Raw genomic sequence first — 15,533 nt, 5'->3', positions numbered from 1 at the left:
TACGGGAGTTTGACAGCTACCGATTCCCTTTATAAACCTCAAACCCTTATAAAGACTGGATTTCAGTCTTATTTTTTTGTCAATTTATTATCTATTTTATGTAGCTATTTGTAGCTATTTATGGTATAATATGAACATGGAGGTGGAATACTATGAAGCTTACTGTAAGTAAATCAAAAAACTCTGCTACATTCTATGTTCAGAAATCTATACGTAAATCCAATGGTTCTGTTACTACAGTTACTATTGAAAAACTTGGAAATCTTGATATGGTTAAAACTAGAGCTAATGGAAAAGACCCTTATATTTGGGCTCAGGAATATGTAGACGAACTTAATCGTAAGGAATATGAGGAACAAAAAGAGATTTTAATAAAATGTTCTCCTTCAAAACTCCTAAAACCTGATGAAAAACATTTGTTTAACTGTGGATATCTATTTCTTCAGAGTATTTACTATTCACTGAATCTGGATAAAATCTGTTCTAAAATTTCAAAGAAATATAGCTTTGAATATGACTTGAACGATATTTTATCTCGACTAATTTTTACTCGTATACTTTATCCATCTTCTAAGTTGGCCTCAAACCGTTCTTCAAAAATGTTTATTGAGCAGCCTACCTTTAATTTACATGATATATATCGTTCGCTTTCTGTTTTAGCTAAAGAAAGCGACTTCATTCAATCTGAACTTTATAAAAATAGCCAAATAATACTTCCACGAAGGAACGACATTCTTTACTATGATTGCACAAACTATTACTTTGAAATCGAGCAGGAAGATGAACTTAGAAAATATGGAAAATCAAAACAACATCAACCACTACCTATCGTAGGAATGGGAATGTTTATGGATCATGACGGTATTCCTCTTGCTTTTGATATTTTCCCGGGAAATAAGAATGAGCAACCGACACTAAAGCCTCTGGAACAAAAGGTAATCGATGATTATGGTATTGATAGTATTATTATCTGTACAGATGCAGGTCTTTCTTCAAATGCCAATAGAAAGTTTAACGACAAAACTTTATTTGGCGAAAGAATAAGAAGTTTTATAACAACACAATCTATAAAACAACTACCGAAATACTTAAAGGAGTTTGCCCTAGACCCTGAAGGCTGGTCACTACAAGGTGAAACAGGATTATTTAATCTAAATAACCTTGATGAACAGACAGACTATAATAAAGTCTTTTATAAAGAACGATGGATTAAAGAAGACTTATCCGATAAAAAGGTCAAAGAAGGTGATAAAGCGTTAGAGCAACATCTTATCGTATCATTCTCCTTAAAGTACAAAAAATATCATCAGAAAATCAGGCAAAGCCAGATTGACCGTGCCAATAAGCTTATTGAGAAAGGGGAATATAAAAGAAATCAAAAAAATCAAAATGATCCACGCCGTTTTATTGCTACCGAAACAATGACATCTTCAGGAGAAGTATGTGACAGAGAAATCCCTTATATAGATTCGAACCTCATAGCTGAAGAAGAAAAATATGACGGTCTCTACGCCGTTTGTACTAATCTGGAGACAACAAGTGCCGAAGAAATAGTTCGTATAAACAAGAAGAGATGGGAAATCGAAGAATGCTTCAGAATCATGAAAACCGAGTTCAGTGCACGCCCTATTTATCTTCAAAGAGAGGACCGTATAAAGGCACATTTCATAACTTGTTTTGCCTCATTAGTAGTCTTTAGGATACTTGAGAAAAAACTTGGAGAACAATATACATGCGATGAAATCATTAACGTACTACGCTCTATGATGATGTATCGTCCGGGAGAAAAGCTAGGATATCTGCCCGCTTACACAAGAACGGCCATAACAGATGCACTTCATGAAGCATTCGGATTTCGTACCGATTATGAAATTTTAACCGATTTGAGTATGAAAAAAGTCTTTCGAGACAGCAAAAAAAGTAGGTAGTTCTAGCTACACTTTTACGAATTAAAAAAGGTCTGAAACCCTTGATATATACGGGCTTCAGGCCTTTTAGCTGTCAAAGACAGGATTATATCAATTTATAAATATATTGACAAGCAGCTGTTAAAGGTTAAATAAATATCTTACCAATCTTAATATTTACCTTAATCCATATTACATATATAATATTCACATTAAGTTTTAAGGAGAATATATGCCAAGAGAATTGAATCTGTACTCACTGATAATCCGCATAGTTCTGTCTTTATGTATAGGCGGAATACTGGGCTTTGACCGCGGCAGGAAAAACAGACCTGCCGGTTTTAGAACATATATGCTTGTATGCCTGGGGTCCACACTTGTAATGATTACCAATCAGTATGTATTTCAGGTATTTAAAAGCGGTGACCCTGTACGGCTTGGAGCTCAGGTTGTAAGCGGCGTAGGCTTCTTAGGTGCAGGTACTATAATACTTACAGGACGCAATCAGGTAAAAGGTATCACTACGGCAGCAGGTATATGGACTGCCGCCTGCTGCGGTCTCACTATAGGAATAGGCTACTATGAGGGTGCAATTGCGGGCGGAGCAGCCATATTCATTGCAATGGTATCGCTCCAAAAGCTTGAAGTATTTGTAAGAAAAAACTCTCGTGCGGTAGAGCTGTATATAGAATATGACAACTCTATGCCGCTTAGCGACCTTTTCACATATATCAGAAAAAACGATCTTGATATAGTGGAGATTGACCTTGCCAAAAATCCTTCGCTTATGAACATATGCCAATCGGTCACCATGACTATAAAGGGTAAAACCAAAAACAGCCACTCAATTATCTTAAATCTTATCAGTCAGGCTCCCGGTGTCATATATTTTATGGAATTGTACTGAATTGCCATAAATATATGTTGAAATGATATTTTTAAATCGCTATAATGTCACTATAATGTTTTAACTTTGGAGGCTTATGAAAAGATTTATACCATTTTTATTACTATCATTTTGTCTTGGTAGCGGTACTTTAATAACAGGTTGTACAAACCAATCATCAAATACTGAAGGCAGCTTCACTAATGCCGACAACTCAAAAAGCGGAGAAACCATAAAGGAATTGGTAAGTTCAACAGATATAGGTGATGTTTACAACGGCGGGGGAATCAACCTTGAAGACAGCTTTGATGTGGATTCTATTGAGAAAAAAATGACGGAGCTTGCACTTGCCAACTCAGGCGTTGACTCCGAGGATAAACTGGATCATCATCTTATAGTAACACCAACAGATATGGATATGGAATTACAGTTCGGTGTGTCTGCAGAAGCTATATTCTTGGAAGGCGGTATTTACACCAATGTCAGTCAGATTGCGGAGTGGACATCTGAAAATTCCGATATAGCCGATGTAACGCAGGGCGAAATCCATGCCAATAAAGTAGGCGAGACCAATATCACGGCGACATATCAGGGAATTACAAAATCCATCCACATAAATGTTATCGAAAAAGCGAATTGGGAAGAAAAGGACGGCTCATGGTACTATGTTGATGCTACAGGTAAGAAGACCACAGGCTGGAAAGTAATAAACGGCAACTGGTATTACCTTGGCAACAACGGCTCAATGCTTACAGGTTGGCAAAAGATAAAGGATACATACTATTATCTGCATTCTTCAGGAGCAATGGCACAGGGAGAATGGATAAAGAATAAAGATGACGGTGCATGGTATTACTTCAACTACAACGGTGAGATGGCAAAACATAAATGGATAAAGGACGGCACAAATACATTCTATATTCACTCAAACGGTAAGATGGCAACAGATGAATGGGTCAAAGGCGAAGGCGACTCCTGGTATTATTTCCTCTTGGACGGCAAGATGGCAAGAGACCGCGCTATTGATATAAAAGGTGTAAGCTATCAGTTTGACAAAGAAGGAAAATGTCTGAATCCTAACGGCAACTGATTTTAACTGGGGGCTGTCGGGAAATGACAGCTATAAGAAAGGGTGGTGTGACTCATTTTGAGTCACACCACCCTAAGTTTTTACATAAAAAAAGATGGCTAACGACAACCATCTTTCTTCGTTACATGTTATAATGTAACTATGCTTACAGTTAATTATTATAACGACTTTTTTGAAATAGGTCAACAGAAAATCAACTTTAGCTTCTATGAATTGAGTTTACCTGATGACGATCCTGTCTATACCCTAAAAAAAGTTATGGAGGATTTAAATTTTTCCGGACTGCTAGCCAATTGTTCGGATAAGGGAAGAACAGGGTACAACCCGATCATGATGCCCGTCTTCCGTCGAAGTACTATGAAATTTCCGACGTTTCAAATTTTTAGCAAACTATTTAATTTTATGCAATTCTTTTAGATCCTTTATTTTAAAGGCTTTTCTCACATAAAAAATATTTCAAAAAATTTGAAAAAAATTTTATAGTATGTTATAATCATAGTACTTCATAGTACTTTAGATTTAGAGGTGTTTATGGCTTATTTTTTGAGAAAAGAAAAGAAGAAAAAAGGTACTTATCTTCAGATGTATGAATCATTTTGGGATAAGGATAAAAAGCAACCAAGAACAAGAAATGTAAAATCTTTTGGTTACGTTGAAGATCTGACTTCAGATGAGATTCCGGATCCGATTAAATTTTATAGCGATTATGTAAAAGAGCAAAATGAGAATAGAACAAAAGCTCTTTCTGAAGAGTCACGTCCTCGTGCATTTTCCAATCCTGTTGAACTTAATATAGGACACTTCTTGCTCTACTCATTGATTGATGAGCTTGATGTTAAGGAAACTATTGATATACTTGCCTCTCAAATGCGTTTTCAGTTCTCTGTATTTGATTTAATTACGCAACTTATTTATGCAAGGGTTATATCTCCATGCTCTAAGTCAAAGACGGCCTCTCATGTATTTCCATACCTTTATGGCAGTTCAATCATCTCTGAAGACCAAGTATATGACGGGTGTTCTTTCATAGGAGAGTCCTATAAAAAGTACATTGATTTGTTTAATCACTCTTATGAAAAGTATTTTAAAAGAGATTTAAGCAATGTATTTTTCGATTGTACTAATTATTACTTTGAAATTGATATCCCCGGCGATGACAAGCAAAAGGGACCTTCAAAAGAGAACAGGCACTCTCCGATAATAGGGCAAGCTTTACTTTTAGATGCTGATCTAGTACCTGTCTCCATGCAAATGTATCCCGGAAATGAATCGGAAAAGCCATATATTAGAAAAGTTATTGAAGAAATGAAGCAACGACATAACGTATCAGGCAAGACAATTCAGGTGGCTGATAAAGGACTTAATTGTGCAAGAAATATTTATGCTGCAGTTAAAGAAGCTAGTGACGGCTATATATTTTCAAAATCAATACATGGTAAGAATCTAAGTGAAAAGGAAAAGAAATGGGTTCTACTTGAGAATGATACAAATGTCTTTTCTAATTACACTGATGAAAGAGGTAATATATCTTTTCGTCTTAAATCATGTATTGACAGCTTTGATTACAGTTTTAAAGAGATTGATCCGGAAACAGGAAAAGAGAGTGTTACAAGGTTTTCTGTAAAAGAAAAGCGTATCGTCTCTTATAATCCTAACCTTGCAAAGAAACAAAGGCTTGAAATAATGAAAATGGTCGATAAAGCTTCAAAGTTTTCTACATACAAAAATATCGCTAAAGATGAACTTGGAGATTGTGCTAAATATGTAGACATTATAACTAAAGATAGTACAGGCAAGACAATAAAGCCTATAATAGATTTAAATAAATCTAAGATTGATGAAGATCTTAAATATGCAGGATATAATCTTTTAGTGACATCCGAAATAGATATGGAGCCATTACAGGTATATAAAACATACCATAGCCTATGGAAAATCGAGGAATCTTTTAGACTTACAAAATCATACCTGGATGCTAGGCCTGTTTATTTACAGAAAAAAGAAACAATCTATGGGCATTTTTTGATATGCTACCTTAGCTTGTTTCTTTTAAGAGTATTAGAAATCAAGTGCTTCAAAAATAAAATAAGCTCTTATGACTTGATCAACTTTATGCGTGATTTTAGGGTAGTAAATAAAGGTGACAATACATATATCAATATATCAAGAAACCAATCTGTTAACGAAAAGGTTAAAAAATTGGTTGGCTTTAGTAACCTTGATGCTCTCTATTTAACAAAAGCTGAAGTCGACAATTTCTTTCAAAACTGCATGCTCTTGGATACCTAGAGTACTAGGTTTTGAGAGAAACGACGGAAGTCAGGTATTATAACGACTTTTTTGAAATAGGTCAACAGAAAATCAACTTTAGCTTCTATGAATTGAGTTTACCTGATGACGATCCTGTCTATACCCTAAAAAAAGTTATGGAGGATTTAAATTTTTCCGGACTGCTAGCCAATTGTTCGGATAAGGGAAGAACAGGGTACAACCCGATCATGATGTATGCAGTTATTACTTATGCAAATATGCGAGGAATACGTTCCATCGATCGTATTGTAGATTTATGTGAACGAGATATAGCTTTTATCTGGCTTACTAGGGGCAAAAAGCCTAAAAGAGATGCTTTCTATGAATTTAAAGGCAAGAAACTTACTTCAGACATTCTTGACGATTTAAACTATCAGTTTATGAGACGTTTACAAAAAGAAGGGCTTGTAACATTAAAAGAATTGTTTATTGATGGAACAAAAATAGAAGCAAATGCTAATCGTTATACTTTTGTATGGCGTGGAAGCATTAATTATCATCTTGCAGGTCTTTTGGATTCTATTGATAAGCTTTACTCGGACTATAATTCTTTTTTACAAGATAACGGATTTGGCGAGAAGTACGAGCTTGGAAATGCACAAATGTTTGTAATTGACGGAATTGATAAAGTTAGAGATATTATTGAAAAGAATAGAAAAAGAAAGATTACAAAACATAAAAAGTTATCTAATAACTGTATTATAGAGATTGATAACTGCTCGCCTCTTGAACTGCTTAAACTTCAGAAAAACCTTATGGCTATTGCTGACGGAGAAGGCATTGCATTTGTTAACGGAAAGGGCAAGAGAAAGTCGAAACTTCAACAACTATATGAAGAACTTGAACATTGTGGACAGCGATTAATGGGCTATAAAGAATGTTTTAAAATCATGGGGAAAGATAGAAACAGCTACTCCAAAACTGATTTGGAAGCAACCTTTATGCGAATGAAGGAAGATCATATGCTGAACGGGCAGCTAAAGCCGGCATACAATGTACAGATAGCAGTAGAGAATTATTTTATTGTACATGGTTATGTAAGTAATGATCGTACAGACTATAACACACTGATTCCTGTCCTTGAAAAACATAAGAAAGCATTTGGAGAAGTACTGGAAGAAGTGACAGCAGATAGCGGCTATTGTAGTGAGAAAAATCTATTATATCTGGAAGAGAATAAGATAGATAGTTATATAAAACTACAGGATCATGAAAAGCGAAAAACACGAGCATACAGTAAAGATATAGGTAAATACTACAACATGAAGACAACGGTATTTGAGGACGAGCAAGTCTATATCTGTCATGACGGTCGTGAACTGAGACATATCAACACAGAGAAGAAAAAACAGAACGGTTATACACAAACATATGAAGTATATGGATGTTTTGACTGTAGTGGATGTGAACATAAGCCTAAATGCCTGTATAAATATAATCCTGATAAAGATGTTGATAAGAATAAAGTAATGAAGATCAATGAAGTATGGGAAGAGCTTCGAGAGAAGTCACATGCTAATATACAGAGTGAAAAAGGAATTCTGAAACGACAGACACGCTCTATTCAAACAGAAGGTCATTTTGGAGATATTAAAGAGAATGAAGATTTCCGACGCTTTAACTATCGTTCTTCAGATAAGGTATATAAAGAATTTATGCTTTTTGCAATAGGAAGAAATATAAATAAATATCATCGTTTTCTCCATGCAAAACTAAAGAAATTTGAAGGGAAAATACAGGAGAAAACAGCATAAGAAAAAATGCAAAAGCAAAATTTATGCCAAGGGGATTTTATGCCCAAAAATAGACAGCATTATAGAAAAATAAAATATCCTGACAAAGTCACAAAGCAAAATGCCTTGTATTTGTCAGGATATTTTTGTTTAGTTCTGTGGGAAGTAGAAATGCTTATTTCCCGACAGCCCCTTTTTCTTTATAATTCTTTTAAATACTCTCTGTAGAGTCTTCCTACGGGAAGTCCCATTACATTGTAATAGTCTCCCTCTATTCCCACTATATACCTTAAAAAATATCCCTGTATTGCATAGGCTCCGGCCTTGTCATAAGGCTCTTTTTTCTCCAAATAATCTTCAATCTCTTCACTTGAAAGACTTGCCACTTCCACAGTAGTATCCTCTACAAAACTCTCATAACTGTCCTTCAAGGAATTGTATACACATACTGCAGTATATACCCTATGCGTTCTGCCTGAGAGAGCCTTAAGCATCTTTCTTGCATCGGATTTATCCTTAGGCTTTCCTAAGATTTTTTTATCTATCGCCACTATGGTATCTGCAGATATAACCGCAAAATCCTTATCACCATATTTAAGTTTTGATTTTTCTACAATATCCACAGCCTTATTGTAAGCCTGTGTCCTGCACGCCTCTACCGGGTCACCACCGTCAATTGCAGTTTCCTTATCGGATACCGCTATCTCAAAGCCTACACCGATTTGCTCCAAAAGCTCTTTCCTTCTTGGTGATGCCGAAGCCAAAATAATCTTAATATTATTCATAAAGTCTTATCTCCTTACCAAGTGCAAATGAATATATAAAAATTTCACTTACATTTTTTCCTGTACTCATTTCAAGAGATTTCTTATAAAGTTCAAGCTGAACTTTATATCTGTTTATCAAAGTTCCTGCATCTTTTACATTATCCGTCTTATAATCCACCAAAATTATGCCGTCTTTTGTATCTATATATGCATCAATAACACCCTGTATCAGTACGGTCTCATCACTGTCTCCCATATTTGCTTCTCTTGCGGATATGCCCATTATAAACTGATTTTCTCTCTTCAAGTTTTTGTGATACCTGATAAATATCTCTCCAAGTTTTGTATCCAAAAACTTTACAATATCCTCAGGATTTATAAGCTCTCTGTAAGAGACATTCTTTAGCAGTGCAATCTCAGATTTTACAAACTCAAGCCTGTTTTTAAAGTTTTCTATATTTTCATAGTGAAGTCTTTGCATAAGTTTGTGGTAGGCATTACCGCGCTCACCGGCATTGTTTGCGCCCCCTGTCTTTTCTTTATTTTGCTTTATCTCAAATTCTTCACTCTGTGACATTCTCTTGATTTCAGATACAGAAAACTTGGTTTTCAAATCCACATTTACACTGTACGGATATGTATAATCAAGTCTCTTCTTTAACTCAGCATATTTTTTGATATCGCTTCCTTCAAATACCTTGTGCAAATCTCCAACTTCTTTTTGAGTCAGTTTTTCCTCATCCAAAAGAGTCTTATAATCATACAGCTTTAAATCAAAATGTATTCTGTCAAAACTTAAAAGTATCAGGTCAAGATATGAATTACAAGATCTTATATCCAAAAACCTCGGATTTTCCTTATTTGTTTCCAAAGCCTTTTTAACATCCTTACAGGTACCTGAAATAATCATCTTTTCCATGGCTCTTGTAAGCGCCACATAAAGAACTCTAAGCTCCTCACCCATAAGCTCCGTACCAAGCTTATATTTTATAACATTTTGCTTTATGGAACTGTCTTTTATATTATGTTCACTGTCCACATACTGCACACCGAGTCCGAAGTCGTTATCTATTACAATGCCCTGTTTCAAGTCGGTCTTATTAAAGCTTCTGTTTGCATTTGCAAGGAAACATACCGGGAACTCAAGCCCCTTTGACTTATGTATTGTCATAATCCTTACAATATCATCATTTTCAGAAAGTATTCCGGCTTCCCCGAAATCGTTGTCAAAGTCCTTAAGCTTTGCAATATATCTTATAAAGTTATAAAGCCCGCTGTAACCTGAGTTTGCAAAGGTTCCGGCCTTACTTATAAGCAACATCAAATTGGCCTTTCTGACCTGTCCTCCCGGCATTGCGGCTGTTATATTCAAAAAGTCGGTTTTATTGTAAATATCCTGTAAAAGCGCCTGAATATTCATATATGTCGACTTTTTCCCATACTCATCTAAAAACTCAAGTGCTTTTCTTATCTTTTTCTTTGTAGCCTCTTCAATGCTTCCTTCACTTTCCTCAAATATGATTGCGTCCATCATTCTGATTTTTTTAGACTTTTCAATATTTTGCTTTTTCCTGTAATCGGATACAATATTTGCAAGCTCCAAATCAGTCATTCCTACAATCTCCGAGTTCAAAAACGCGGTCAAATCCACATCGGAGTAATGATTATCCACAGCCGCCAATATGGCAAGTATCTTTCTAACCTCAAATGTCTGAAAGTAGCCTTTGTTGTTCTCCGCATATGCCGGAATATTTTCATCATTCAAAACCTTGGCTATGCTCTCACCGATACTTGCACGCACCAAAATCACTATGTCGCTGTACTTTAAATCTCTGCCGCCGTCCACCTTCAGCTCTTTTTTCAGTTCCTTGATTCTCTTTGCAATGGCTCTTGCTTCAAGCTCTATCTCCGATGTGTCATCTTCAATACTGCCAACATCCGTAAGCATTAACTCGCTTACATACTCCTTGTCTCCTTCATCAAAGCTTGCTCCAAGATATAGCGCCGCATCATCATCATACTCAATTCCGCCTATATCCTCTTTCATTATCTTTTTGAATAAGACATTTGCACCGTCAAGTACATTTTTTCTGCTTCTGAAATTCTTACTTAGAACAACCTTCTTCGCATCTTCATCATCAATATTATCAAAACTTTTAAAAGTTTTGTACTTTTCCATGAAAAGCTTTGGCGAAGCCTGTCTGAATCCGTATATTGACTGCTTCACATCTCCCACCATAAAGACATTGTTCTTTTCTATCGCATTCACTATGGCTTCCTGCAAATAGTTTGAATCCTGATACTCGTCAATATATATTTCACTGAATTCCTTTTTATATGCCTCTGCAACTTTTGTAGGATTTTTATTCTCATCTACAAGTATGCCAAGTGCCAAATGCTCTATATCTGAAAAGTCCACCAGATTTTTTTCTCTCTTTTTTTCATTAAAGAGTGAAATATACTTCTTTGTCAAATCCACAACAGCTCTTATCTTCGCCTTTTCACTTTGCTCTTCAAGAAAAACCCTGTCTTTGTCAAAGTCATAATCCTGTGCCAGCTTTGAAATATTATCTTTATACTTATCTCTGATTGCCTTGGCTCTTTCCCTTAAGTCTTTGTCTCCGCCCTTTGCAGCCTTAAGCTTGTCAAAACTTACCAAGTTAAGCTTTTTTGAGAGTTCAAATATATCTGCCGCCTTTTTTATACCGCCTATACTTGAACGCTCCTCCAATACATTATCCAGATATGAAGCCGGTCCCTCTTCCTCATTACATATATCAATCATCTCATCAATATCTTGTAAAACGGAGTCCACACTCTTCATTATCTGATTATATATATACTCCTGCCATTTATCATCGCTCTCATTCAATGAATCAAGCCACTCCAAAGGCCAAGGTTTGCTTACGGCAAATCTGTAAAGCTTTTCAATAAACTCGACGATACTCTTATCACCCTTACTGTTTGCAAAGGCGTCACTTAGTTCCATAAAGTCCTTATTTGCGGCTTCATACTCACTTTCCAAAAGTTCATCCATAGTATCAGCCTTTAAAAGTGAGATTTCACTCTCATCCGCCACACAAAAGGCAGGGTCTATATCAATCTTATCAATATTTTCTCTTATTATCGAAAGGCAGAAACTGTCTGTAGTCATTATCTTGGCTGATGCCAAAAGTACGGACTGCTCCTTCAGTCTCTTAAACTCTACAGTATTTGTTTCATGCTTTTCCATCTCTTTTAACAGGGCATTGTAGATTTTCTCCTTCATAGATGCGGCTGCAGCCCTTGTAAATGTCATTACCAAAAGCGAATCCACATCAACAGGATTATCATTATCCGTTATCTTTTTTATTATTCTTTCTACAAGTACCGCAGTCTTTCCGCTTCCGGCCGCGGCAGATACCAATATGCTACCCTTTTTTATATCAATTGCCGCCTGTTGTGCCTTCGTCCACATGCTCATCCTTCTCCATCATTTTCCAAATATCATCGTCATTTATTTTAACCAGGTTGTTGTATGCAAATCCTTCTATTCCTTCATCAAATCCGCATATAGCACTGTATGGACAGTACTCACAGCTTGATTTTCCCTTCCTTATTGCAGGTGTAATGCCGATATTTCCGCTTAAGATATTTTCAGCGGTATTCTTTACCTTTTGCTTTACATACTTTCTAAGTAATTCTATTCTCTTTGTACTTGCAACGCTCGATGTCTTTGAAATGCTTCCGTCCTTTTTTAACATTACAGGTATGACATCACTGCTTGTCTCAATACTTTTATCCAGATGCTTTATTATATTAAAATCCGTATTGACTATACCCATAGGCTTTAGCTTACTTAAGAAAGCGTTTTCTTTCTTCGCCTCATCTCTTGTAAGAAAAGGTGAATCTATATGGTAGTAAAAAAATGCCGCCGGCAAAACCTCTTTACCCTCTTTTGTGAGCTGTTCCATCACCGCATCCAGATATATCACAAGCTGCAACGCCCTGCCGTAAAAAGGCATATCAAGCTCCCACTTCATATTTCCTGTCTTATAGTCGATTATTTTTACCAATGTCTTATCTTCATCAACATATGTATCCACTCTGTCTATCTTTCCTCTAAGATACATCTTGGCATTATTTTTCAGTTCAATATTCAAAGCTTCAAGATTATCCCTTTCACCGAAACTTTTCTCGAAAAAACTCGGTTCAAAGTCGCCTGCCGCAAGCTGTTTTGAAAGTACAAGCATTGTAAGTTTTGTCATTCTTACAATCTTTTCAAGCTGATACTTTGACTTATTGCTCTCTTTAAATATACTGTTTTTTTCTGAAACCATGTTTTCGTTTACAGCCTCATCTACCAGTGAGAACAAATCATACTTCTCCATCTTTGCAATCACTTTATCCCTTGACTTTGCATATCTGAAGCATTTTTCAAGCATATCATGCACCAAAGTACCTATATCCGACACTCCCAATGAATGTATCTGTCTTTCCCCCACTCCAAGCCCATAGCTTATAAAATGCTCAAAAGGACATTCATTGTAGTTTTCAAGCCTTGTCACACTTACACGAAGTTCATCACCGAACAATTCTCTTGCCGCACTCTCACCTATTCCGCTGTCCTTATATACATACATTGCGGCCTCTGTGAGTCTTTTTATAAACTCCTTATCAAAGAATGTCGCAATATATCTTATAAAGTCTTCATCTGTCACTTCCTTTGCGCGAAGCCCTCTTAAGTTTTCACTAAGATATTCCTTTGCTTCAAACCTTGAATATATATTCTTCTCTTGGCTTCTTTTTATCTCTATAAGAGGGAATATCGACTTTATCATATTTATAAGTATTGACGGACGCAAAGACTTCCCCTCAAAGTCCATACCTGCAAAACTTATAAACAGCTTGTCTGAAGGCTTTGTAAGCACCTGATACAAATAAAATCTGCCTGTATACAAATCCTCTCTGACTGTATCCGAAAGATTAAAGCCCAAAGACTTAAGTTTTCTTTTTTCTCTGTCATTTATAAGTCCGCCGGAATCCTTGACTGTAGGCAGACTTCCGTCATTTGCACCGCATACAAACAGTGCCTTTATACTGCCAAGTCTGGTTCTCTTTAAGTCACCTATTACCACTCTGTCCACCCTGTCAGGTATCATTCCAAGCTTTATCTCTTCAAAGCCAGTATGTAAAAGGTCACTTAATTCTTTTTTGGTCAGACTCTCACCTTCAAGTACAAGCTCCAATCTGTCAAACAGACTTATAACCTCGTCAAATATGCCCTCATACTCTCTAGCTCTTTTAAAGTCACCTTTTTCTTCAAGTGATAACTTTATCTCTTCAAGCTTTTCTTCCATATTCTCTTTTGTAAATATCTCTCTGAAAGCACCTAGGGCATCCTTTATGCTTACCTTGCTCTTACTTATTACCGTATAAAGTGTATCAATCTTACAAAGAGCAAAGTCCTTGAACTCGTTTATCTCTTTTAGTTCAGTTTCGCTAAAACTTTTCGGCAAATATGTGAACTCAGAATGCAGCCTTTTATATCCCTTTACTCCCGTCTCAAGCAGGTAATTGTCAAGCAGTGATACAAGTCTTTTATCAAAATGTAAAAGTCCAAGTCTTAAAAATCTGTTTACCGCATCATATGAAAAATTCTCACTTATAACTCCGATGCAGGCATTGATAAACTCCACCAACTCATTGTTGTCAACATCCATTTTTTCATCCAAATAGTATGGAATCTCCAGCTGATGAAATCTGTTTATCAGTGCATCGGACACATCCTCAAGGTCGCCGTAAATTATTGCAATATCCCTATATCTATAGTCATTGTCCTTTACAAGACTCAGTATCTTATTGGCAACAAAATCTATCTCGTCCAAAGGATTCATACAGTAATTTATCTCAATATCAGAGACTTCTTTTGATTTTTTTCCGTCATATCTTAGAAAATGCTCTTCAAAAAATTCAAGATCTTTTGAGTTCTTAAATCTGTGTACCGCTCCGGTATTCAGATTTATGTTAGGCAATCTCTTTATATTCTCCTTATTTGCCATCTCATTTATCTGTGAAATCATCTTGCCGCTGATAAAAAAAAGATCGCTCTCCGAAAGTCTGATATCCGGATTAACTCCCTTACCCAAAGTTACACTGAATCTAAGCTCGTCAGCCACCTTCATAAGGTTTGAAATTATTCTGTTTTGAATAGGTGTAAATCCTGTGTAACCGTCAAATAAAATAACACTGTCCCTTAATAATTCACTGTTTGCTATATTTTCATTCAAAACATCAAGTATCTGCTCATTTGTGAAATATTTTCCTGCAATATATTCCTCAAATCCTGTCTTTAAATTATATATATCCTCAAGTTTTATCTTAAGAAGCGAGTCCACTTCACTGTTGTTTACCTGCTCTCTTATAAAGTCGTCACTGATATCATACTGCATAAACTCTGAAATAAGCGACTTTATACTGTCAATAAATCCCGCCTTTTGAAACTGTTTTTTCCACGCCTTAAGCTCTACCTTGTTTGCAATTCTTCTAAGTATAAGCGCCTTGTCAAGTTCATCCAAAACCTCGGGATTTTCTATATCAAGTTCTTCAAATATTCTGTAAGCAAGCCTGTTAAAACTAAGTACATCTATATTGTTTACTGCATGATTAGGATGCATCTGTACTATATCCTTTTGAGTCTGCATCGTAAACTGCTCAGGCACTATAATAAAAAACTTTTTGTCCAAGTTTTTTACAGCCTCGTCTATAATATCCTTAAAAGCCCTGTAGGTCTTTCCCACACCTGAGGCGCCAAAATAAAATCTGTATCCCATCTCTCTCCTAAAATATGTAGAATGGCAG

General features: G+C 36.0%; 8 protein-coding genes and 1 pseudogene. 6 read left to right on the top strand and 3 right to left on the bottom strand.

Going from position 1 to position 15,533, the window contains the following annotated elements; genetic code table 11:
* Positions 1–152 precede the first annotated feature (152 nt).
* From EHW90_RS03985 to EHW90_RS03960, 6 genes and pseudogenes are all read left to right on the top strand, one after another.
* Complete coding sequence (locus tag EHW90_RS03985) at positions 153–1,928, top strand: IS1634 family transposase (protein WP_124951406.1); 1,776 nt, start codon at positions 153–155, stop codon at positions 1,926–1,928.
* A gap of 211 nt (positions 1,929–2,139) precedes the next feature.
* A complete protein-coding gene (locus EHW90_RS03980; RefSeq protein ID WP_009445710.1) occupies positions 2,140–2,814 on the top strand; it encodes an MgtC/SapB family protein in 675 nt (224 codons plus the stop codon).
* Positions 2,815–2,890: 76 nt separating this feature from the next.
* Positions 2,891–3,883: an Ig-like domain-containing protein gene (locus EHW90_RS03975; RefSeq protein ID WP_124951404.1), complete on the top strand. Its 993-nt coding sequence runs from the start codon at positions 2,891–2,893 to the stop codon at positions 3,881–3,883.
* 141 nt (positions 3,884–4,024) lie between these two features.
* Positions 4,025–4,219 (top strand): annotated as a pseudogene (locus EHW90_RS13925) (transposase); the annotation flags it as partial.
* Positions 4,220–4,414: 195 nt separating this feature from the next.
* The gene (locus EHW90_RS03965; RefSeq protein WP_124951402.1) at positions 4,415–6,172 is read left to right on the top strand and encodes an IS1634 family transposase; all 1,758 of its coding nucleotides are present in this window, start codon (positions 4,415–4,417) and stop codon (positions 6,170–6,172) included.
* Between the two features lie 11 nt (positions 6,173–6,183).
* Complete coding sequence (locus EHW90_RS03960) at positions 6,184–7,947, top strand: IS1182 family transposase (protein ID WP_124951400.1); 1,764 nt, start codon at positions 6,184–6,186, stop codon at positions 7,945–7,947.
* 179 nt (positions 7,948–8,126) lie between these two features.
* On the opposite strand, the gene EHW90_RS03955 is transcribed toward EHW90_RS03960, so the two are convergent.
* Genes EHW90_RS03955 through EHW90_RS03945 form a run of 3 tightly spaced genes read right to left on the bottom strand, consistent with a single transcriptional unit; the run spans position 8,127 to position 15,505 of the window.
* Positions 8,127–8,711 carry a Maf family protein gene (locus tag EHW90_RS03955; protein ID WP_124951399.1) on the bottom strand — a complete coding sequence of 195 codons (585 nt, stop codon included), beginning with the start codon at positions 8,709–8,711 and terminating at the stop codon, positions 8,127–8,129.
* Complete coding sequence (gene addA, locus EHW90_RS03950; protein ID WP_243113909.1) at positions 8,704–12,156, bottom strand: helicase-exonuclease AddAB subunit AddA; 3,453 nt, start codon at positions 12,154–12,156, stop codon at positions 8,704–8,706. The genes EHW90_RS03955 and addA overlap by 8 nt, the downstream gene beginning before the upstream one ends.
* Positions 12,119–15,505 (bottom strand): PD-(D/E)XK nuclease family protein, encoded by a 3,387-nt coding sequence (locus EHW90_RS03945; RefSeq protein ID WP_124951397.1) that lies wholly within the window; start codon positions 15,503–15,505, stop codon positions 12,119–12,121. The genes addA and EHW90_RS03945 overlap by 38 nt, the downstream gene beginning before the upstream one ends.
* Between the last annotated feature and the right edge of the window lie 28 nt (positions 15,506–15,533).

The organism is Lachnoanaerobaculum orale (assembly GCF_003862485.1).
GTDB classification, from domain to species: Bacteria; Bacillota; Clostridia; order Lachnospirales; family Lachnospiraceae; genus Lachnoanaerobaculum; species Lachnoanaerobaculum orale.
Note: the sequence above shows the minus strand (reverse complement) of the source record. Positions and strands in the feature narration are given on the sequence as shown.